The 21,443-nt window shown below is 51.2% G+C and carries 21 protein-coding genes and 1 riboswitch; all 21 genes read right to left on the minus strand.

Going from position 1 to position 21,443, the window contains the following annotated elements; all coding sequences use genetic code 11:
- Positions 1-161: 161 nt before the first annotated feature.
- The gene (locus L6H98_RS22850; RefSeq protein ID WP_290371480.1) at positions 162-1,541 is read right to left on the minus strand and encodes an ATP-binding protein; all 1,380 of its coding nucleotides are present in this window, start codon (positions 1,539-1,541) and stop codon (positions 162-164) included.
- Positions 1,542-1,596: 55 nt separating this feature from the next.
- Positions 1,597-2,313 carry a response regulator transcription factor gene (locus tag L6H98_RS22855; protein WP_236419853.1) on the minus strand — a complete coding sequence of 239 codons (717 nt, stop codon included), beginning with the start codon at positions 2,311-2,313 and terminating at the stop codon, positions 1,597-1,599.
- Positions 2,314-2,466: 153 nt separating this feature from the next.
- Positions 2,467-3,729 carry a cytochrome c biogenesis protein CcsA gene (gene ccsA / locus L6H98_RS22860; protein WP_236419855.1) on the minus strand — a complete coding sequence of 421 codons (1,263 nt, stop codon included), beginning with the start codon at positions 3,727-3,729 and terminating at the stop codon, positions 2,467-2,469.
- A complete protein-coding gene (locus L6H98_RS22865) occupies positions 3,726-5,399 on the minus strand; it encodes a cytochrome c biogenesis protein ResB (RefSeq protein WP_236419857.1) in 1,674 nt (557 codons plus the stop codon). Before L6H98_RS22865 ends, ccsA begins: the two co-directional genes overlap by 4 nt.
- Before the next feature lie 14 nt (positions 5,400-5,413).
- Positions 5,414-5,941, minus strand: coding sequence for a redoxin domain-containing protein (locus L6H98_RS22870; protein ID WP_236419859.1), 528 nt, complete (start codon positions 5,939-5,941; stop codon positions 5,414-5,416).
- Positions 5,942-6,080: 139 nt separating this feature from the next.
- A complete protein-coding gene (locus L6H98_RS22875) occupies positions 6,081-6,830 on the minus strand; it encodes a pseudouridine synthase (RefSeq protein ID WP_236419861.1) in 750 nt (249 codons plus the stop codon).
- Positions 6,831-7,050: 220 nt separating this feature from the next.
- Complete coding sequence (locus tag L6H98_RS22880; protein ID WP_236419863.1) at positions 7,051-7,872, minus strand: serine protease; 822 nt, start codon at positions 7,870-7,872, stop codon at positions 7,051-7,053.
- A gap of 67 nt (positions 7,873-7,939) precedes the next feature.
- Positions 7,940-8,473, minus strand: a complete 534-nt coding sequence (locus tag L6H98_RS22885) for a spore maturation protein (protein WP_290371481.1) — start codon at positions 8,471-8,473, stop codon at positions 7,940-7,942.
- Positions 8,474-8,478: 5 nt separating this feature from the next.
- On the minus strand, positions 8,479-9,105 hold the full coding sequence (locus L6H98_RS22890) for a nucleoside recognition domain-containing protein (RefSeq protein ID WP_236419867.1): 627 nt from the start codon (positions 9,103-9,105) through the stop codon (positions 8,479-8,481).
- Positions 9,106-9,156: 51 nt separating this feature from the next.
- Positions 9,157-10,335, minus strand: coding sequence for a D-alanyl-D-alanine carboxypeptidase family protein (locus L6H98_RS22895; protein WP_236419868.1), 1,179 nt, complete (start codon positions 10,333-10,335; stop codon positions 9,157-9,159).
- A gap of 154 nt (positions 10,336-10,489) precedes the next feature.
- Positions 10,490-10,966, minus strand: coding sequence for a GerW family sporulation protein (ytfJ, locus tag L6H98_RS22900; protein WP_236419870.1), 477 nt, complete (start codon positions 10,964-10,966; stop codon positions 10,490-10,492).
- 133 nt (positions 10,967-11,099) lie between these two features.
- Positions 11,100-11,828: a DUF2953 domain-containing protein gene (locus tag L6H98_RS22905; protein WP_236419872.1), complete on the minus strand. Its 729-nt coding sequence runs from the start codon at positions 11,826-11,828 to the stop codon at positions 11,100-11,102.
- Positions 11,829-12,005: 177 nt separating this feature from the next.
- Entirely contained in the window at positions 12,006-12,683 is a 678-nt protein-coding gene (gene scpB, locus L6H98_RS22910) for an SMC-Scp complex subunit ScpB (protein WP_236419874.1), read from the minus strand.
- Positions 12,652-13,452: a segregation/condensation protein A gene (locus tag L6H98_RS22915; protein ID WP_236419875.1), complete on the minus strand. Its 801-nt coding sequence runs from the start codon at positions 13,450-13,452 to the stop codon at positions 12,652-12,654. Before L6H98_RS22915 ends, scpB begins: the two co-directional genes overlap by 32 nt.
- Positions 13,453-13,555: 103 nt before the next feature.
- Entirely contained in the window at positions 13,556-14,023 is a 468-nt protein-coding gene (gene ribE, locus L6H98_RS22920) for a 6,7-dimethyl-8-ribityllumazine synthase (protein WP_236419877.1), read from the minus strand.
- Positions 14,024-14,109: 86 nt separating this feature from the next.
- Positions 14,110-15,354 carry a bifunctional 3,4-dihydroxy-2-butanone-4-phosphate synthase/GTP cyclohydrolase II gene (locus L6H98_RS22925; protein WP_290371485.1) on the minus strand — a complete coding sequence of 415 codons (1,245 nt, stop codon included), beginning with the start codon at positions 15,352-15,354 and terminating at the stop codon, positions 14,110-14,112.
- 33 nt (positions 15,355-15,387) lie between these two features.
- Positions 15,388-16,056 (minus strand): riboflavin synthase, encoded by a 669-nt coding sequence (gene ribE, locus L6H98_RS22930; protein ID WP_236419879.1) that lies wholly within the window; start codon positions 16,054-16,056, stop codon positions 15,388-15,390.
- Positions 16,057-16,080: 24 nt separating this feature from the next.
- Complete coding sequence (gene ribD / locus L6H98_RS22935; protein ID WP_236419881.1) at positions 16,081-17,184, minus strand: bifunctional diaminohydroxyphosphoribosylaminopyrimidine deaminase/5-amino-6-(5-phosphoribosylamino)uracil reductase RibD; 1,104 nt, start codon at positions 17,182-17,184, stop codon at positions 16,081-16,083.
- 370 nt (positions 17,185-17,554) lie between these two features.
- Positions 17,555-17,710: riboswitch (FMN riboswitch) on the minus strand.
- A gap of 181 nt (positions 17,711-17,891) precedes the next feature.
- Positions 17,892-19,205 carry a hypothetical protein gene (locus L6H98_RS22940; RefSeq protein WP_236419883.1) on the minus strand — a complete coding sequence of 438 codons (1,314 nt, stop codon included), beginning with the start codon at positions 19,203-19,205 and terminating at the stop codon, positions 17,892-17,894.
- A 242-nt stretch (positions 19,206-19,447) separates the two neighbouring features.
- On the minus strand, positions 19,448-19,879 hold the full coding sequence (locus tag L6H98_RS22945) for a peptidylprolyl isomerase (RefSeq protein WP_236419885.1): 432 nt from the start codon (positions 19,877-19,879) through the stop codon (positions 19,448-19,450).
- Between the two features lie 215 nt (positions 19,880-20,094).
- A complete protein-coding gene (gene lysA, locus L6H98_RS22950) occupies positions 20,095-21,426 on the minus strand; it encodes a diaminopimelate decarboxylase (RefSeq protein ID WP_236419887.1) in 1,332 nt (443 codons plus the stop codon).
- Positions 21,427-21,443 lie beyond the last annotated feature (17 nt).

Genomic DNA, 21,443 nt, shown 5'->3' on the forward strand with positions numbered 1-21,443 from the left:
CCTTCAAAGGTTCGACTCTTTTTTGTGTTCCACGTTGAACAAGATTAAACGGTAGCGTTCAACAAAAAAACACCCCTGGAAGAGAGGGTGTTTTCGCATTTATTGTATAAAGACTGCTCATAGGTAGGGATTCTACCGAATTTTGCAGTTCTTTCGGGAATTCAAACAAGCAGAATAAACTCGGTTCCTTTCCCAAGCGCGCTGTTGACGGTAATCGAGCCTTGATGGGCATCGACGATATTCTTCACGATGGCGAGGCCAAGCCCCGTCCCTACGCTTTCGCCGCGTACACGCGCTTTGTCCGCCTTGTAAAACCGCTCAAATATAAACGGGACATCCGATGGCGGTATGCCGGCTCCTTCGTCGCGAATGACAATCTTGGCTGATTTGGTTCGATTGTCTGTCAGTGCGCCAGCCTCAATGTATACATTTTTGCCCGAAGGCGTGTGGCGAAAGGCATTGTCGAGCAGATTGGTGAACACTTGCTCCAACCGATCTTCGTCCGCCTCGTGAAGCGTGATGACAGGCTGCTCGCAGCGCAAATGAAGCTGAATCCCCTGTTCCTTTGCACGTACCGAAAACTTGCGGTATATCCGTTCCAATAACTCGACCAGATTGATTTCCCTCATGGCCATATCGGTGTGCCCCGCATCCATGCGGGCCAGATCCAAGAGATCCTTGACCAATCTGCCCATACGCAGCGATTCGTCGTGGATAACTTGGATCAATTCTTCGCTTTCTTCCGGCGAAGCCGCCATCCCGTCTAACAAAGCCTCACTATACCCTTGCATCATGGATAAAGGAGTACGGATTTCGTGAGACACGTTCGCGACAAAATCGCGGCGCATCTTTTCCATCCTGACTTCCTCGGTAACGTCCCTAAGTACGGCAACCGCTCCTCGAACCACGCTGTCCTCGTACAGCGGGGCCATCTGCACGGACCAGACGCCCTGCTGGACATGAACGTTCGAACTCTGATCCTCGCCATCTTCCATCACTTTCTTGAACAAAGGGATCAACGGCTCGGGAACATCCCGGGATGAAGCGCCCCTATGTGCCGGTTCGCCTGCCTCCTCTTCTCCGGCCCAGTCCAGCGACTCCCACGCCTGCATAATCTTCTCTCCAGGCGGGTTGGTCAATATAATCTTGCCTTCGCCGTCAAATGTCACGACTGCATCCGTCATGCTCCTCAGGACGCTGGCCAAATGCTCCTTTTCATGATTCAGGTTGCGAATGTTGTCTTCCAATTGTGCCGCCATGTGATTGAACGTGTTGGCGAGCTCTCCGATTTCGTCGCTCGTAACCAGAGACAAACGCGTGCCATAGTTTCCCTTTCGAATGGCATTGGCCGCCTGAATCAGCTGCTGCATCGGCTGCGTGATTTTCGTAAACAAAAAGAGCGCAAAAAATGTCGTCAAGCTGAATCCGATGATGCAGACATAAGTAAACAGACGTTTGATGTCACGCGACTCGGATTCCGCAAAATTGGTATCGATATAAGGCAGCAAAAAAAGACCTAGCGCAATAAGTACACAACCCACAAGGCTAATAATGGTTAGCCACAGCTTCCCGACCAGTGACCTCCAGAAAGCGAAACTACTTCGGAACTTCCAGTTTATACCCGACACCCCAAACGGTCGTAATCATCGCTGCCGACTCCGGCGATACTTTGTTCAATTTCTCGCGCAAGCGCTTGACATGTGTATCGACGGTACGAAGATCACCGAAAAATTCGTAATTCCAAACATCTTTAAGCAGTTCTTCTCTGGAGAATACCTTGTCGGGCGATGTTGCCAGATAATGCAACAATTCGTATTCTTTCGGCGTCAGACTGATCTCTTCCCCGCCGGCTGTCACGCGATGTGCATCGTGTTCGATGACCAGATGAGGGAAGACGATATTGTTGCTGGAATTGCTTTCTTTGGACAGGTAAGCCGTCGCGGAAGAACGTCGCAGGATCGCTTTTACCCGGTAAATGACTTCACGCGGGCTAAACGGTTTAACGACATAATCATCGGCTCCGACCTCAAAGCCCTGTACCCGGTTAATCTCTTCTCCCTTGGCCGTAAGCATCAAGACGGGGGTCGACTTGACCTGTCGCAAACGGGTGCATACTTCCACACCATCCATGCCTGGCAGCATGACGTCCAACAGAATCAACCCATATTCCCCTGAAGTCGCTTTTCGCAGCGCCGTTTCCCCATCCTCGGCTTCATCGATTTCATATCCTTCTTTTTCAAGATACATCTTTAACAGTCTGCGGATTCGCTCTTCGTCATCCACGACCAGAATGCGGTTCTCATGTTCTGCCATTCCAAAATCCAGCCCCTTTGCAATAACTGCTTATCCACTTCTATTATGTTCGACTTTGCGAACAATATTTGAATGCCCCGATTGAACGCAGGAGCCGCATGTGTATTCCATCGTTTCTTGCCGGAACGTAGAGCAAACGCCCGACTTTTCGTCCTAGTCCGCTCCAGCGTAGGAATGAAGGCCGGCAATAATCAAGTTCACGCCGACCAGCGTAAACATGACGACCAAAAATCCCAGTACTGCAAGCCATGCCGATTTCCGTCCCTGCCATCCGCGGGATAAACGCAAATGCAGATAAGCGCTATAGTATAGCCAGGTAATGAGCGCCCATACCTCTTTGGGATCCCACCCCCAAAACCGGCTCCAGGCAATCTGTGCCCAGATCATCGCGAAGATCAATGCCCCAAGCGTGAAAATCGGAAAACCGATCGCGATGGCCCGATAGCTGATCTCGTCCAGATCGTCCGCATCGATGCCGTCCAGCAGCGGTTGCAAAGCTTGTCCTAACGGCCTTCTTACAATCAGTCGGATGATGCCGTAGAGAATCAGGCCAACGATGATGGACCAAACTACGGTGTTTAGTTTGCGTCCCGCATTGACCCCGTTCATCCAGGATGGTGTCTCCAGCAGCGGTTGCTTCATGCCGAGAAACGGTTTCATGCTCTCCACTTCACTATTGTATGGTCCAAAAATGGGGGGCATGCGATAAATCACTTTATCTATTGTACTATTTTCCTGTACCTCTGTGTCAATGGCAGCAGGCTTTTGCACGAATACTGCTTCATATCCCGCACCGCGAAACGCGAAAACCACGCCGATAAAACCAATCACAACGACGATGGTGACCATCGTGAACTCGACCCAGCCGCGCTGGCGGCGCGAGTTTTTGTCTTTGCCGCTGAAATCTACGGTGCGCAGCAAATACATGAAGCCGGCGGCGAAACCGACGGCGAAAAATGCCTCGCCGAGCGCAGCCAGCGTTACATGAATTTTCAGCCAGATCGACTGCAGCGCAGGAATCAGCGGCTGCACCTCCTGCGGAAACACGGCGGCATAGGCCATGATGAGGATGGTCAGCGGCAAAGCGAACAAACCAAGCAAAGATTTGCGGTAAATCGCATAGACGACGATGAACGCAACCATGATCATCATGGATAGAAAGCTCATGAACTCGTACATGTTGCTGACGGGAATATGTCCCGCCCCCATCCAGCGGGTCGCAAAAAATGCCAAGTGGGCGATCAGTGCAACGATGGAAGCAACGAAAGCCCTTTTGCCCCACTGCGCAACATGCTTTTCGGGTTCGCGATTGCTCCATTTCTTGCCCATTACGGCGACGGCATATAACAAAAACGCTGCACAATACAGAAAAAAGGATACGATAAATGCATCGCTGCTGAAATCCAATAAGCTCATGCCCGATTCCCCCCGTTATCCAACGACTTTTCGTGCGCCTCCAGATTCATATGCTGTAAAATGGCAGCAACTTCACGCCGGAAACCGAACCAGTTTTTATTCGTGTGTCCCCCGAGCGTAAGCCGGCCGTCGTCGATGCGTATCCATATGCGGCGGTGGTTCCAATAAAATCCCATAATCAAACCAAGCATAATAATTGCGGCCCCGACCCAAACGAAGGGCATTGCTTTGTCGACACGAATGTTCAAGTAGCTTATCGATGGGATGATGTCAACGTTGTCCATGCTGTCCACTTCCAGCCGCAGCGGCACCTCTCCACCGACAAGCTGTTTGTTGATTTCGTCCTGTTGAAACCGCTGCTGGTCGATCTGTTTTGGAAAATACAAATACTGGATGCCGTCATCCGGGAGCTCCGGGCCCGCAATGTGCAATAAAAAAGCGGGTGCATTCGGCGATGGTGATTTGGATATCGGCTCGCCCTGCTCGTCAAGCGCGAAATCCATAAATTTTTTCCTGACCTCGATCGTATACGGCCCAGCTTCAAATTGTTGCTGTGTATCCACCATATCCAGCTTAATCGAGCCGAACTTTTCACCTGTCGATGCGCTGACCAGCTCCGGGGTAACCGAACGAAGGGTCGGGGTTAAATCATAATCGAATTGATATGCCTTCAAGCCCTTGTAATTCAAAGGGTCATTCACCCTGATATCATGCCTCGCAACCTCGACGAGCCGGGGTTCCTTGGTTAAATCGGAACAATCGGCCGTACATTCGTACAAGACCGCTTTGGTTTCAAACAGTTTCGGCACGGTTTTGTTCAAGTTGCGGAACTGCTCCGGCACCTCGTTCTCGTCGTAAAATTCCACCGTAAACTTCTCGTTCTTCAAGTACATGGACGTATTGGGGATTTTTCGGATCTCCCCTTCCGGAAATGCGACATGCTCGTCCAGATTCAGACCAGGCAAACCTCGCGCAAGCACGGCCAGCAAAAAAATGATCAAGCCGATATGAATGACATAAGGTCCCCATCGGCTGAATCGCTGCTTCTCGGCAAGCAATGCACCGCCTTCGGTGTGTACGCGATATCCTTTCTTTTTCAGCGGCGTAACCGCTTTCGTAATCCAATCTTCGGCAGCCTCATCAATGTGGCCTTGGTAGGTGAGTCGTTGCCTCGTCAGAAACTGCATATGTTTACGTATTTTTTGCTTGTTCAGTGCCTTGTACAGCGGAAGGACCCGGTCAAGGCTGCATATAACCAGCGAAGCACCGATCATGACAAGCAGCAGAATGAACCACCATGACTCATATGTATGGGATAACCCCAGCAAATAATAAACATGCCCCAATTGCCCGTAGGTTTCTTTGTAATACACGGAAGGATCGATATTAAGAAAAGTGCTTTCCTGAGGATAAATCGTTCCCAGCATCGAGCCGAGCAGCGTGAGCACGATCAAATACACGGCGATCTTGACGGATGAAAAAAAGTTCCAAACGCGATCGATGATATTGGGATTCTTTCGTTGTGAACGTCTCGCCATGCCGTCATAACGCATCTCGAGCACTTCGTTCGATTGGGCTTCCGCCTCCAGCAGCGGCTTTCCGCATGCTTCGCACAACACGGTGCCGGTCGGATTCTGGTGTCCGCATTCGCATTTCGTATTTTGGAACACGACTAGACCTCCTGTCAGGGCTGATTGGCCAGTTGCGAAATTTTCGCGTCAAGCGTGTTCAGATCAAGCTGACCGATGTGAATGGTCGAGATTTTGCCCGTATTCGATACAAAAAACGTGGTTGGCATCGGCGATATGCCATAATTCCGGATCGAAGTTTTGTCGCGGTCGAGCATAATCGGGAATGTAATGCCAAGCTGCTGCACGAAATTTTCAACGGTCATCCGATCCTCGCCAGCATTAATGCCGATGAATTGAACGCCTTTGTCTTTCCATTTGTCCGCTTGAGCTTGAAGGGCAGGCATTTCTTTGACGCAAGGCTCGCACCAAGTTCCCCAGAAATTAATGACCAAGGCCTTCCCTTCATACTCATCGGACGCATGTACCTGACCATCCAGGCCCAGCAATTCAAAAGAAGGAGCCTTGTCCCCTTCTCTCGGCTTGCCGTTCGAGCCGGATACGGACGTGGAAATGGCGTATCCGCCCAACACCAGGATCAATAACAAAATGACGATTTGCACCGTTCTTCTTGATTTCCCCATGTGCCGCTCCCCTTTTGAATGACTGGTTCTTCCCATGCTTTTTCCTGTTCATCGATATTTCTGTGAACATCCTATGAACAATTATAACGAATTTCGTCACAAATCCGCGGCGGTTTTATGAATTTTGTGTGTCCTTCGTTTACCTTTTTTTCATTTTTTTGGCTGGTTCCGATTTGGCGAGCTGGATCAGGTTGTTCACCTCTTCTTTGGTAAGCGGACGCGTGAGCCCTCTCTTCAGGTTTTGCAGCAAAATGCCGCCAAACGCAATCCGCTTCAGCCGGGTCACCGGATGGTTGATCGCTTCGAACATACGTCTGACTTGACGGTTACGGCCTTCGTAGATCGTAATCGAAATGACAGCCTCTTTGCCATTCGGGTCCACATCCTTGTATTCCACTTCAGCAGGTGCGGTCATCCCGTCTTCGAGCATGATGCCGTCCCTTAATTTCTCCAATTCGCTGCCGTGCGGCACACCTTTCACCGTAGCGAGGTACGTTTTGGGAACATGGTGCTTCGGATGCGTCAGCAAGTGCGCAAACTCACCGTCATTGGTCAGGATCAGTAGCCCTTCGGTATCGTAATCCAGACGGCCTACAGGATAGACACGTTCCTTCACACCTTTGAGATAATCGGATACGATTTTGCGGCCCTCCGGATCGGATGCGCTTGTAATGACGCCTTTCGGTTTGTTCATCAGCAAGTACACTTTCTTCTCGCTGCGGATCGGTTTGCCGTTTACCGTGATAATATCCTCGTCGGGGTTCGCTTTCGTACCCAGTTCGGTTACGACCTCCCCGTTAACTTCAACCTTGCCGGACAGGATCAGTTCCTCGCTTTTGCGGCGGGATGCAATTCCTGCCTGTGCAATAATTTTTTGTAATCTTTCCATGTTTGTCATGTCACCTCACCCTAATGATACCCATCAAGGGCAGAAATCACAAGAAATATCCGTTCAAATGGCAAACTGGATATCGCTCATGCTTTCTATTCTTCTCATAATGCTGCCAAATAAAAAACCCGCCTTCAAGCTCCTGCATAGGAACAGGCTTGAAAAACGAGTCTTTTCCGGACCAGCTCAATATGGTGCCGCCAAATCGATCAGAAATCGTTTAGTTCACTTTTCCTTGCACAACCACCGTTTTTTTGGATGAAGCGGCGGATGCGCCGCCGTTAATAAAGGACTGCAGCGTTTTTGATGTGATGTAATAGGTGCGTCCCCCGTACGTAAAGGTCATCATCCCGACAACCTGGTTGTTCTGATTAAGCACCGGGCCGCCGGAATTTCCTTGAGCCATCGCTTTCACAATGCTGCCGATGCCCTTTTTGCCCGGAACGTCCGTTGCGGCTGCATCGGCTACACGGCTCTTGGCAATCGTGTTATAGGTGGAAGGAAACTCCTCTCCTAACAACAACAAATCGCCGTCCGGATTTTCCGGAAAACCGATCGTGTAAACGATCTGGTTGTCTTTGGCATTGGCGAACGTAACCGGCTGTGCATCCAGCGGTTTCTCCAACTTCAGCAGGGCCATATCCGTCACCGGGTCGGTTTTGATAATGGCCGCTTTGATGGGTTGTTCCGGATCGGCCGGACTGGCAATGGATAACGTCGCCTCATCGCCTTTCGGAAGCTCCGCATAATCCTGCACCACATGATAGTTGGTCAACACCATATCTTTAGCAACCAGGATGGACGTACCGACATCGTAATAAACCGCGTCAGGCTCGTCCTGTTTGATCCATCGAACGTTCACAACAGGAAAAGAGTCGGCCGAGATCGCCAGCTTTTCGCGCAGTTGTTGATCGAAATAACCCGTAAAATGAATGGTGCTTGTGGACTGGGCGGCAGCCATGCCCGTTTGGCCCGCAAGCAGCGCCATTGCAACCATTCCCGACATGCCGAATCGAAGCACACGTTTCCATTGGTTCTGCATCTGTTGTTCTCCTCTCCCACGCTATCCATCTAGCATATCTGATATATCGGAAGAGAAGCAACATTTTTTAACCAAACACAATCAAACAGATGGCAAGCGCAGCGATGAATCCGACAACGTCGGAAAAGAGCCCCACTTTAAGAGCATACCGGCCATTTCGTATGCCCACCGCTCCAAAATAGACGGTCAACACATACAACGTCGTGTCCGTGCTTCCCTGGATGGTCGAAGCCATTCTGCCAATCATGGAGTCGGGCCCATAGGTTTTGATCAGATCTGTCGTAAAAGCAAGTGATCCCGTGCCGGTCAGCGGGCGCAAAATGCCCAGCGGCAGCACTTCGCCCGGGACCCCCATCCAGGAAAACAGCGGGGCGATCAGGCTGATGACGAAATCGAGCGCACCCGAAGCGCGAAACACGCTGATGGCTACCATCATGCCCACCAAATGCGGAATGATGCTGATCGCCGTTCCGAATCCCTCTTTGGCTCCATCAACAAAGGATTCATAAACCGGTACCTTTTTGGCGAACGCATATAATGGTATAAACGCGATGATAACCGGAATGGCCCAGACCGAAATCCAGTTGATGAAGGTTAACACAGGACTCATCCTTTCATGAGTGGTTTGCCGCCTGAATGCACGTTTGGCGGTCTTTTCATCGCTCTTCTCCTGTACCATCGATCCGCCCCGAGCGCAGCCACAGTCGCGATCACGGTGGCCATCAACGTTGTGCCTACAATCTCGGTCGCGTTCGCCGAATGATAATTCAGCCTGATCGCGATGAGCGTGGTCGGAATAATCGTTATGCTTGCCGTATTCAATGCCAGCAGCGTGCACATGGCCGGAGAAGCCGTCTGTTTGTCCGGATTAAGCTCCTGCAGCTCCTGCATCGCCTTGATGCCCATCGGGGTTGCCGCATTCCCCAGTCCCAGCAAGTTGGCACTCATATTGGACAAGATATATCCCATTGCCGGATGATTGCGAGGCACGTCCGGAAACAGGAACGCGACGACAGGGCCTAACAATTTCGCGATTCTGCTGAGCAATCCGGCATCCTCCGCCATTTTCATCATGCCCATCCAGAAGACGAGCACGCTGATCAGTCCCAAACATACCGTGACGCCCGTTGCCGCCCCATCGAATGCCGCCTGGGTAACCACTTCAATATTGCCTTTAGCGGCTGCAAACGCAAATCCCGTCACAATCATCAGCAGCCAAATGATATTAATCACAAGCTGGCCTCCTTTCCAAAAACGATTTTCGTTTTGCTGGCTTGCACCATATCACGGGGACAATAATCGGCTAATCACGGCTTTCCATGCCGACGACCAGGCCTTGGATCCGGTTTCTTCTGCAAAAGCGGCATCGTCCAGCTGCGGCTCCTTGGGAATATAGCTGCCTTTGCGATAGACCGGAATCGAACCGATCTGTCGCCCCTCGAGTTCGATCTGAATGCGGCCCGCCAGACCAAATGCCGGATCGGAAGATGCACCCTCTCCTCCAGACTTCGGTTGGCTCTGCAGCACAAGACGTTTGTTCAAAGCTCCTTTTTCGCCCTCCGCAAGCGGATATTTGAAGCTGCGACCTGTAATCACATCGGTTCCTTCCACTTGCTGTTCCCTCTTGGCAATCTCAACCAGCGGGAAATGTTTAAATCCGAAGTCCAGCATGCGAGCATGGTCGTTCCAGTCGTCGCCGTCATTCAAGGTAACGGCAGCAAGCTGCTGCCCATTGCGCGTGGCCGAACTGACCAAGCACCGGAATGCCTTTTTGGTATACCCCGTTTTGACGCCGTCGGCCCCTTCGTACAATCGGAGCATCTTGTTTTTGTTATGCCACGAATAATCCCAGCTCTCATTCGGGTTCGGGGCAGATTTTTGTTCGGTGGCCACAATCCGCTTGAAAACCGGGTTCTGCAGCGCATATGCCGTCAAGCGGGCCATATCGCTCGCGGTAGAATAATGCCCATCGGCGTCCAATCCATGCGGATTCATGAAATGCGTGCCCCTTAATCCGATTTCCTCCGCTTTTTGGTTCATCATCAGCACGAACCCTTCTTCCGAACCGCCCACATGCTCCGCAATGGCCGTGGCCGCATCATTTCCCGACCGGAGCATCAAGCCGTACAACATGTTTTCGAGCGACATTTCCTCTCCCAACTTGAGGTATATGGAGGAGCCTTCTTTGCCGAATGCGGCTGCACTCACCTTGACTTTGTCATCCAGCTTCCCGTTTTCGATCGCCACGATTGCGGTCATGATTTTGGTCAAACTGGCGATCCGCATCTGTTTATCCCCCTCCTTGCTGAACAAAATCCGCCCGGAAGTCACATCGATCAGCGCTGCGCTCTCCGCGTGCGTCGACGGTTTGGACAGCTCTTCGGCCATCTCCGCTCGAATCCATGACGGCCATGCCAGCAGGGGGATAAGTATTAACACAATCACTTTTAATCCATTTCGCATGTTCATTCCTCCGGGTACTTGGAATCTTGTACTAGCCTATGTTTTGTCCACTTGAAGTATGTCCCATCCCTCAAAATACAGCAAAAATCCCTGCCGCGGCCGAAGCTGCGACAGGGCACTGTTTTAAATCAAGCCATGCCTTGAATCAAGGGTATTAATTATACGCTGTGCCTTCCGACGTAACCGTTACCCGGGTATGCTCCTCGTCCGTGTTGCCGCGAATCATGCTCTGAATGCGATCCAGCATGTGAGGTGCGGAATCGATGATCTTCTCGAACAGATGCGTGGAGTTGTCCAGCGGCACGATATGAACGCCTTGCTTGCCCACGACCAGAAACGCGATCGGACGGATGGAGACGCCTCCGCCGCTGCCTCCGCCAAACGGTGAAGCAACTGTCGCAGATTGTGCATGCTCCGTTTTGGCTCCGGAATTAGAGCTGTGCGATCGGTCGCCGTTCACATTAAAATCGCTCCCGCCCGCAGCAAAACCGAAGCCTACCTTGCTGATGGGCAAGATGACGGTTCCATCCGGCGTTTCGACGGCATCGCCAACAATCGTGTTGACATCCACCATCGCCTTGATGTTTTCCATTGCAGTTTCCATTAAACCTTGTATTGGATGATCGGACATTTTGATTCCCTCCACTTTCATTTTGAACTAGGTTCAGCCTAACCCTATTCTCTCCAGACCCAGATGAACTTATGTACAGCATCAATTGGGTGAATATGAATGCACTTCCTCCTGTATTTTACAGGCATGTTCGCTATACCCGGGAATCTCCCCGTTGCCGGTTTACTCTCCGTTGGCCGTGTCTCCGCTGCTTTAGCAGCCTCATCCACATACGCCATCCTCCCCGAACAACAAGGACTCTGGTCGTTAGCCTTATGCCTGCAACAACGATCGACCATATTTTTATTTTCATACGGCAATCCAAATCCGTGCGGAACTCCATTTCGTCACTCCACTCGGGAATAATGTCCAGTTGAGGCGGCTGATCGAAGCGGATCTGGTAAGACAAAAAACCAACGATACCGGATTTGACCCCCCATAACCAGCCTGTGAGCATCGCTGTATGCGCTGCGTCCCCCAGACTGACCCGGGTTGTCCAAATAAATCGAATCATATGTACTCGTTCCAGCGTTTGCCTGATCCATTGTTTTAATTCAGCCGTACTTCTAAGCATGACGCTGACATCGTCGCTCCATTTTTCGATTTTGCGTTTGTTTACCCGCTCGCTTCCTTTATTTTCGTTACGGGTCGTGTTCGCTCTCTGCTCCGTTTTCACAAGAAAGCCTTCCTTCATATTCTTGAAAACGATGGAGGGGATCTCATAATTCAAGCGGATCAGACCATATAGGAGCCGTACGTTGAATCGGGCAAAATCATCGCTCTTATGTTTACTGAATGAGACGTGGATATGAACATTCGAGACGAGAACTGCAGCAAGCAGCAGCACGACCGCCGCACCGATTCCTCCGAGCCAAATTAACACAGGCCTTACCTCCAAGCCCTCGATTCTTTTCCAGTTTAGTATGCACCGCAAATAGGAAAAAATTCACTGGACCCGTTAAAATCCCGCTGCACGAAAAAGGTTTTCGCATAAAAAAAAGGCTCCAGTGCTGGAGCCGATCCAATATTGCCGCCATTTTTAATTGGTTTGCTTCGTTCGTTAATCCGATTCTTTCATATCGGGCTCGTTTTCCGCATCGCTCCGATCATTCGATGTTTCCGTTCCTTCTTCCATGCTCTGCTCCAGGCTATCGAGCTCGGATTGCTGCGCATCCAGCTTGTCAAACAGCATCTGGGTCTCTTCTTCCAGATTGTCCGTATCTTCAAACAGCCCCGGCTCCGGCAATTCGCTGAGCGAACCCAAGCCAAAGTAATCCAAAAAAGCTCTCGTCGTCCCATACAGAATAGGCCTCCCGATCGCTTCAGCGCGTCCCACTTCCACGATCAGATCCTTGTTCACCAGGGTGTGGATGGCCCTCTCCGACTTTACGCCGCGAATCTCCTCAATCTCCACCCTCGTAATCGGCTGGCGATATGCAACGATGGCGAGCGTTTCGAGTGCCGCTTGGGAAAGGGTCGTTCGTGCCGGCGAGTAAGCCAGTTTCTCGAAATAGACAGCATGTTCGGGCAGTGTCCCCAATTGAACCATGCCTGCAATTTTCAAAATTTGCACGCCTCTGCCATGCTCCGCAAATTCTGTTTTCATCTCTTCGATGGCATCCGATATCCGTTCTTCCGATACGTCCACGATTTCAGAGATTTGTTTGATGCTCAGGCCTTCCTCCCCGGACAGAAACAACAGGCCTTCAATAATCGACTTCAATTTCGGAAAATCCATGATTCCTTGCTTCCCCTCTCCACTCCATCACAATGTCCTCAAATGTCCGCTCCTGGTAACAGACAATTTGTTTCATCTTCATCAGCTCAAGCACCGCCAGAAACGTCACGACAATTTCATGGCGGTACGTCTGTCCCTCCAACAATCCGGAGAACAGCATCCTGCCTCCCGGCTCCAGCTTCTTAAAAACCTGTACCACGTCCCGAATCCGGTCTTTGACCGAAATTTCATCACGCTGAATCCGGGCTACCGTCGTTCGCTTCTCCGCCTTGCGCAGGGCACGTTGAAAAGCTGCAATCAGGTCGGCCGCATGCAATCCCTCCACCGGGTTCGATTCGGTCTCCAAAGGCATGTACGGGCGCAGATCCTCAGGCTCTTTCGAGAAAATAAGGCTGCGCTCCCATTCCCTTTCATGAAGATGCCGCGCAATGCCTTTGTATTTACGATATTCTATCAGACGTGCAACCAATTCAGCACGTGGATCATAATCATCGTCCTGCCCATAATCATAATCTTCGAAGTCCTCGATCACCGGCGGTTTCGGCAGCAACAGCTTGCTCTTGATGGACAGCAGTGTTGCTGCCATGACAAGAAACTCGCTCGTAATATCCAACTCCAGCTCCTGCATAGAATGCAAATATGCCATGTATTGGTCCGTAATATCGCTGATGGGGATATCCTGGATATCAATTTCGGCCTTGTCGATCAAGTGCAGCAGAAGATCAAGCGGCCCTTCAAAGGTCTCCAGTTTGTAGGTAACTACCGTCACGAAACGAATCCTCCTGCAAAAAAAATACAAAACCCCGCTAAGCCGCCGAAATCCGGTCTCCCGTTTTCGTCTGCGCAAAGCAGGGCACTACATTAACTAAGCACTATTTTAGCTGATTCGTCAAGTTCGCCATCTCAATTGCCGCCGTAGCCGCATCCCATCCTTTGTTCCCGGCTTTGGTTCCGGCACGTTCGATGGCCTGTTCGATATTTTCCGTCGTTACCAAGCCAAAGATCGTAGGTACGCCTGTTTTGAGGTTGATCGCCGCAACCCCTTTGGCCATTTCGTTGCAAACATAATCATAATGGGTTGTTGAGCCCCGAATGACCGTGCCCAGCGTAATCACGGCGTCGTATTTGCCGCTTTCGGCCATTTTTTGGGCAATCAGCGGAATTTCGAATGCGCCCGGTACCCAGGCTACATCGATCTCCTCGTCTTTTACGCCATGGCGTTTGAACGCATCAAGCGCTCCGCTCAGCAGTTTGCTCGTGATGAATTCGTTAAAACGACCTACAACGACTCCGTATTTTAATCCCTCGGATACTAAATGTCCTTCAAAAATGTTAGGCATACTGTCATCTCCCCAAAATTGTTTTTCATATTGGGCCGCCGCCGTTGGCGCAGCCGTGATTTTTCCCGTTTTCTGGCTTGCTGCAATTAAATTTCGTTCTTTTCCTCATTTTGCTCGATGTCGTCGAATTTGAGCATGTGGCCCAGCTTCGCTTGTTTCGTGTGCAAATAAGCCGTATTGTCCTCGTTCTCCTGCATCTGGATCGGCACGCGTTCAACGACTTCGAGTCCGTAGCCTTCAAGGCCTTTGATTTTGCGAGGATTGTTCGTAAGCAGCCTGATTTGGCGCACGCCCAGATCCTTCAGGATTTGCGCTCCGATGCCGTAATCACGCAAATCTGCCGCAAAACCAAGTTTCAGGTTGGCATCGACCGTATCCAAACCTTCCTCCTGCAGTTTGTAAGCCTTCAATTTATTGATCAACCCGATTCCGCGGCCCTCCTGGCGCATGTAGAGAAGAACCCCGTTGCCCTCCTCATTGATCTGATTGAGGGCCGCATCGAACTGTGGTCCGCAATCGCAGCGATGGGAGTGGAATACGTCGCCTGTCAGACACTCCGAGTGCACCCTTACCAATACAGGCTTGGAAGAGTCGATTTCACCCTTGACCAGAGCCACATGCTCTTTATTATCCACTGCATTGGTATAAGCAACTGCCTGGAATTCGCCGAAGTCGGTAGGCATGCGTACGGCTACCTCGCGCTGAACCAGCTTTTCTTTTTCGTTGCGATACTTGATCATATCCTGAATGCTGATCAGCTTCAAATCATGCTTGCGAGCAATTTCTTGCAGGTCGGGCAGTCTCGCCATCGTGCCATCTTCCTTGATGACTTCACAGATGACGCCCGCAGGATAAGCGCCGCACATGATGGCCAGATCTACCGCGGCTTCGGTATGCCCGGCACGACGCAGCACGCCCCCATCCTTGGCGATGAGCGGGAACATATGTCCCGGCTTTCGGAAATCGCCGCTTTTGGCATTCGGATCGATCAGTCCTTTAACCGTAATGGAACGTTCATGCGCCGAAATGCCTGTCGTGGTGTCTGTATGATCGACCGAAACGGTAAAGGCCGTGCCGTGGAAATCGGTGTTTTGCTGCACCATCGGCTTCAGGTCGAGCTCATCTGCCCGTTGTTGCGTAATCGGCACGCAGACAAGCCCGCGCCCTTCCGTAATCATGAAATTAATCACTTCAGGCGTTGCTTTCTCCGCCAAGGCGATGAAGTCTCCTTCATTCTCCCGGTCCTCGTCATCTACCACGATAACCGGTTTGCCTCGCATGAGATCGTAAATTGCTTCCTCAATGGTGTCCAGTATGGATTGATCGGACATCATTCCACCTCCCGGTTCTGTCGTCTATATCTTTCATGCGAATCCATGATTCGCCAAAAATTGTTCGCTGATGCTCTGTGGTTTCTCTGAAGGCGCTGCCTGAGTACCTCTGCCGTATTGGAGTAAATGGTCCACGTATTTCCCCAAAATGTCACATTCGATATTCATGGAGTCGCCCGTTTTTTTGTAATTCAACACCGTCTCCCCGATGGTATGGGGAATGATCGACACCGTAAAAGACGTTTGCATCGTCTGAACCACCGTCAGGCTGATCCCGTCCAAAGTGACGGAACCTTTCGGAATCAAATATTTGAACAATCCTGGATCATCCGGATGAATTTCGAATACAACCGCATTCTGATCGCGCGTCATTCGGACAATCGTACCCGTACCGTCCACATGGCCCTGCACGATATGACCTCCGAAACGTCCCCCGGATTGCATAGCCCGTTCCAGGTTGACCCTGCTGCCGGACTGGAGCTTATCCAGGTTGGTGTGACGGTACGTTTCCGGCATGACGTCAGCGGTAAAACCTCCGCCTTCAAGCGTTGTCGCAGTCAGGCATACGCCGTTAACGGCAACGCTGTCGCCGATTTTCAGGTCATCCATAATGAGGGAAGCGCCAACGTTCAGCACCATCGCTTCGCCTTTTCGACCGATCCGTCGGATGTGGCCGACTTCTTCCACCAAGCCGGTAAACATGCTGCGGCCTCCTTCCTGATTATGTTATTCAGCCCAGACCGGAATTCCGCCGATGCTGATATTATCCCCCACTTGCTCGATTTCCAATTGGCACAGTTGGATCGCCTGGCTCATACGCTCGACGCCCTCGAAGCGGAAGCTTCCTGGCGTGTCGTATCCGCCAACGATTTTGGGGGCAATGAACATGAGCAGCCGATCCACCAGTTTGGCCTCTAACATCGCACCGTTCAGCGTGCCGCCGCCTTCAAGCAAAATCGAAGCGATCTCCCGTTCTCCGAGCTTGCTGAGCGCGTTCAACAGATCCACGCGCGGCCCGGGCCCGCAGCGAATGATCTCCACGCCATAAGCTTCAAGCCGTTCGGCCGCTTCTTGACTTGCTTCATCGGTTGTCAGTACCCAGGTCGGCGCCAATCCATCCTTTACCAATTTGGAAGTCAAAGGAAGACGCAATTTCGAGTCAACCACGATCCGTACCGGGTTGATCCCTTCCACCTGCAAGCGTGTCGTCAGTTCCGGGTCGTCTGCGATCACCGTATCGACGCCGACCATGATGCCTTGATGACGGTGGCGGAGGGCGTGAACGATCTCACGCGCGGATTCATTGGAAATCCATTTGCTGTCCCCGCTGCGGGTTGCGATTTTTCCATCCAGCGTGGAAGCGGTTTTTAACGTGACAAACGGCAATCCTGTCGTAATATATTTGATGAATTTTTCGTTCAGTCGTCTTCCACGCTCGCGCAGAACCCCGACCTCTACTTCAATGCCCTGCTGGCGAAGCATGGATATGCCTCTGCCGGATACTTGCGGATTCGGATCTTCGCAGCATACTACGACGCGTTTCACCTTTTCATGAATGAGTCGTTCGCTGCACGGCGGAGTTTTGCCATAATGGCTGCACGGCTCCAACGTGACGTAAACGGTACTTCCTTCCGCATCGCTGCCAGCCATATTCAGCGCATGAACCTCCGCATGGCCAGTGCCGCGCTTCAGATGACTTCCGAGACCGACTACGCGGCCGTCTTTCACAACGACACAACCTACAACCGGGTTGATTCCCGTCTGTCCTTGCGCCCGTTCTGCCATATCCAGTGCAAGCGCCATATAAAATTCGTCGTTAATCATTTCCAAGTCAGTTCACCCCGCTATGTCTAATATGTCAGGAATAGCCTGTTCAATGAGGCTGCGTTCAGCCAATCATGCAAAATCCAAAAAATCCCCATCGAACAGTCTGTTCAATGGGGATGATGAGAGATCCGCTGCTACTAGCGGATGGAACGTTGATACATGGGTACCCGAAAACAAAGGCTCTGCGGATTCAAGCAAGTGAAAATCGACACATGCCCAAAGATAGAATCCCGTCAAAGCTGCAGTGATTTCTCTAAAGTCATTTCGCATATGGTTGAAGGCAGCACAAGAAAAATTCTCGTAACTGTCTGCATTTTCGCATAACGAACAGTACCATGCGCAACATTTTGCCAAACGCGGCCATAGACCGCATCCGCTCCTTCTCCCATCCAGACTATACTGTCGGTTCTGGAATCGCACCAGATCAGCCGTCTGCCTTGGCAAACGGGTCACGGACTTTGCAGCACGCATCATTGTGGTGCGCTGCATCACCGCCGGTAGGGAATTGCACCCTGCCCCGAAGGAATGTTGTTTTGTTAATTTGGATGTTAGCACTTTAACGGTAAAAAATCAATCGTTTTTTATTCCTTTTTGTCATATACTAACTTTTAATAAGCAATGAATACTGGCAGGACATTTAGCCGTTACCAGATTGTGGCTCCTTTCCTTCCTCTATTGCGGCCCATTCAACCTCTGAGATGAGCGACAGTTTAAATTTCAGGAAAACACCAGCTTGCCAAATGTTTCAAATCTTTTGCGCGTTGAAAAGGAACGCGTTCAGGCTCCGGCATCCGAGATGCCGGGCACGGCACATCCCTTGCCACCCGTCTGACCCAGCTTGTCGAATCCAGCGCACTTACCAGGCTTTGCCAACGCCCATCCCTTCTCGGACGAAACGACAAGCTTAATTCTGCTTTGGCAGGCATCTCCTCGTAGATCCCGTCCAAAAATTCGACCTTGACCCGCTTATCCTCGATGTGATGGCAATACACCGTGATCCACAATCCTTCCCTGACGCGAATGGCGTATACATCCCCTGCCTTGGCTTCTCCTTTTCCGGCATCTGGGGAGGCTTTGGGGACGCTAGTCCGAGCCGCCCTTTTGTGCTCGAACGCTCCAACCACCGTTTCCTTAACGCCAGGGTCCTGTTCGGGCCTTTCCTCAAAAGATATGTCAGTAAGATCAAACCCTTCAAAAAGCTTTGCCAAAACACGTTCGTTGATTCCGATGGAGGAATCCCACCACGCCAGCGGGGCCTGGACTTCAACCCGAATGTTGGGCCGCTGGTCGCGCTTGACATAGGTCGTAAATTCCGTGGCCATTCCAGGGTAGTCCTTCGTATCCAGTATACCGATCAGCGCCAGCGTCTCGAGCAGGTCACGGTAAGCGTACTCGCTGCGCGTAGGCAGAAGGCGTTCCTTTTTAAGCGCTTGCGCCGCTTTGCTGTAGCGTGTTTTGGGAGGCAGCGAGCGAAGTACGGTCAGTATGGCACGGAACGTCCAACGATCATAATCGTTGGGTGCCGGAATCTGATCTTCCTCAGCAATTTGTTCCAGTGCCAGCACGTGCCCGAATAGATTGCCGTCCAGCGGCGTTCCATTGGTCATGCGCCAATACCATTGCAGACTTGTATCCGTTGCCTCATTCACATTCAATCCGCAAATTTGGCAAATGCTTGAGGACGGATAGGGGGTATATTCATGTTCCGGAACTCCGTCCGCGAGCAGCTTCCCCGTTAGCAGCGAACGCCAAATGAACGGCGCGGACCATAAGGAGGATACAAAAGCTTGCGCTGCTTCGGCAACGTTCCAGGATTGGGCGAGTTTTTTCAGTGCGACAATCGTCTGCTCATGCTGCGGCCGCATGAATTGGTTCGGGGAATGCCCTGCTGCCTCAAGCCCTTTCATCTCCGTTTCTGCGATCGTTCCCGGCACAGGATGCCAAGATGCCTCTACTTCCTCATCCCAATATGTACGTTGACTGTATACTTGCTTTAAAAGCCATAACTGATGGACTACATCCATTGTGTTTACCACCTTCCTCGGAAAATCGTCGATACAATCAAGCCTTCTTATATCCTGCTTACTTCACTCTATATTATAGAATCATTGATGGACAAGATCAGCAGGCTTCACACCCATCCATCAATGGAAATAGGGGTACTTCGACTCATTTTGATGCGTTCGTTATATACCGCTGTTTTATAAAAAAAGCCGTTTCGCAAATATCGCGAAACGGCTCTCTTAAGTTGAAATGAAAATGGGGATTAAGCTTCCACCACTTCAACGGTTTCCATTTTGTCACGGCCTTCGAAAGCATCAACGAATTCCATGCCTTTAACCACTTTGCCAAACACCGTGTGTTGGCCATCCAGATGCGGCTGCGGTTGGTAGCAGATATAGAACTGGCTTCCGCCCGTGTTGCGGCCGGCATGTGCCATAGCCAATGTACCACGCTCGTGTTTGTTCGGGTTGATTTCGCAGTTGATGGTGTAACCAGGACCGCCGGTACCTGTTCCATTAGGGCATCCGCCTTGAGCTACGAAGCCCGGGATGACGCGGTGGAATACCAGACCGTTATAAAAGCCGGAGTTCGCCAATTTCTCAAAGTTTGCTACCGTGTTTGGAGCGTCTTGATCGAACAGGTCGATAACGACTTCTCCGCCGTTTGCCATTTTGATTTTCGCTTGTTTCGCCATATGTAAATGACTCCTTTCATATTTACAGCATTCATGATGCCAAGGACCGCTTTCGCCAAACCCTAAGCACTTTTCTTAGTGTACACCGAAAATCGTTCCATCGCAAAAAAATGGACAAACTTTTTTTCTGATCCCGCCAGAATAAGAAAGAGAGAACAAACGGGAACCGTCCCGCAAGTCCTCTCTTTTTGCCTTCGATTTCAGTTCAACTGCAATTAACGCACTACAGGCTGTTTGCCGAGGCGCGCAGGAACCAGGTCATTTTGAATGATGTCCTGATAGCTCTCGCGACGAACGACGACATCGCCTTGACCATCCTTAACGAATACGACCGCCGGGCGGCGAATCCGGTTGTAGTTGCTTGCCATGGCATAGTTGTATGCACCCGTGCAGGATACCGCCAGCAGATCGCCGCTTTGCACTTTCGGCAAATCGAGATCCCAGATCAGCATGTCACCGCTCTCGCAGCATTTGCCGGCGATCGATACGGTCTCTTCGGACGCTTCGTTCGCGCGGTTGGCCAAAATCGCTTCATATTTGGACTCATACAGCGCCGGACGAGGGTTGTCGGTCATGCCGCCATCGACTGCAACATATTTGCGCACGCCGGGAATATCCTTGCTCGTACCCACCGTATAGAGGGTCGTTCCCGCTTCGCCGACAATGCTGCGGCCTGGCTCTACCCAGATTTCAGGCACGTCATAACCGATTTGGGCAAAATGGTTTTTAACCGCATCCGTGATCGCTTTAACATATTGGGAGACTTGAAGCGGAGTGTCTCCGTCGATATAGCGGATCCCGAAACCGCCGCCAAGGTTTACGACTTTAAACGCAACATTCAGGCGCTCGTACACGCTTGCGGCGAATTCAGCCACGCGTTGAACCGCCATTTGAAAACCTTCCACCTCGAAAATTTGCGAACCGATATGGGAATGCACGCCAAGCAAAACGAGATTGGATTGCTTCGAGGCCAGCTCGATCGCTTCAAACGCGGTTCCGTTGCCGATATCGAATCCGAATTTGGAGTCGGTTTGGCCTGTGGAAATGTACTCGTGTGTATGTGCTTCCACGCCCGGAGTGACGCGCAGCAAAATGTTCACCTTGCGCCCTTTGTCCGCCGCTACCGCTTGCAAGAGATGCAGTTCGTTGAAATTGTCGACGACGAAACAGCCGATTTCGGCGTCCAGAGCCATCTCGATCTCTTCCAGCGTTTTGTTGTTGCCGTGGAAGTGAATGCGCTCAGCCGGAAAACCTGCTTGCAGTGCAGTGAACAGCTCGCCGTCGGACACAACGTCGAGGGAAAGGCCTTCTTCCGCAGCGAGGGCACACATGGCCATCACGCAGAACGCTTTGCTTGCATAAGCAACCTGGAAGCCCAATCCGGAAGCGCGGAACGCATCCATGTACTCTCTGCAGCGCTGGCGAACAAGCTGCTCATCCACGATGTACAGCGGGGTACCGAACTGTTCTTTCATGACGGTGGTGTCCATGCCCCCGATTTCCAGATGTCCTTGATCATTTATTTTACTTGTACCGTGCAAATGCATATTTTTCATTCCTCACT

Origin of the sequence: Paenibacillus sp. JJ-223 (assembly GCF_927798175.1) — a bacterium.
Taxonomy (GTDB): Bacteria; Bacillota; Bacilli; order Paenibacillales; family Paenibacillaceae; genus Paenibacillus; species Paenibacillus hubeiensis.

Coding starts and splice junctions, on each gene's coding strand:
- L6H98_RS22855 (WP_236419853.1), bottom strand. CDS start 2,313: ATGGCAGAACATGAGAACCGCATTCTGGTCGTGGATGACGAAGAGCGA.
- ccsA (WP_236419855.1), bottom strand. CDS start 3,729: ATGAGCTTATTGGATTTCAGCAGCGATGCATTTATCGTATCCTTTTTT.
- L6H98_RS22870 (WP_236419859.1), bottom strand. CDS start 5,941: ATGGGGAAATCAAGAAGAACGGTGCAAATCGTCATTTTGTTATTGATC.
- L6H98_RS22875 (WP_236419861.1), bottom strand. CDS start 6,830: ATGGAAAGATTACAAAAAATTATTGCACAGGCAGGAATTGCATCCCGC.
- L6H98_RS22880 (WP_236419863.1), bottom strand. CDS start 7,872: ATGCAGAACCAATGGAAACGTGTGCTTCGATTCGGCATGTCGGGAATG.
- L6H98_RS22895 (WP_236419868.1), bottom strand. CDS start 10,335: ATGCGAAATGGATTAAAAGTGATTGTGTTAATACTTATCCCCCTGCTG.
- ytfJ (WP_236419870.1), bottom strand. CDS start 10,966: ATGTCCGATCATCCAATACAAGGTTTAATGGAAACTGCAATGGAAAAC.
- scpB (WP_236419874.1), bottom strand. CDS start 12,683: ATGGATTTTCCGAAATTGAAGTCGATTATTGAAGGCCTGTTGTTTCTG.
- ribE (WP_236419877.1), bottom strand. CDS start 14,023: ATGCCTAACATTTTTGAAGGACATTTAGTATCCGAGGGATTAAAATAC.
- L6H98_RS22925 (WP_290371485.1), bottom strand. CDS start 15,354: ATGTCCGATCAATCCATACTGGACACCATTGAGGAAGCAATTTACGAT.
- ribE (WP_236419879.1), bottom strand. CDS start 16,056: ATGTTTACCGGCTTGGTGGAAGAAGTCGGCCACATCCGACGGATCGGT.
- L6H98_RS22940 (WP_236419883.1), bottom strand. CDS start 19,205: ATGGATGTAGTCCATCAGTTATGGCTTTTAAAGCAAGTATACAGTCAA.
- L6H98_RS22945 (WP_236419885.1), bottom strand. CDS start 19,879: ATGGCGAAACAAGCGAAAATCAAAATGGCAAACGGCGGAGAAGTCGTT.
- lysA (WP_236419887.1), bottom strand. CDS start 21,426: ATGCATTTGCACGGTACAAGTAAAATAAATGATCAAGGACATCTGGAA.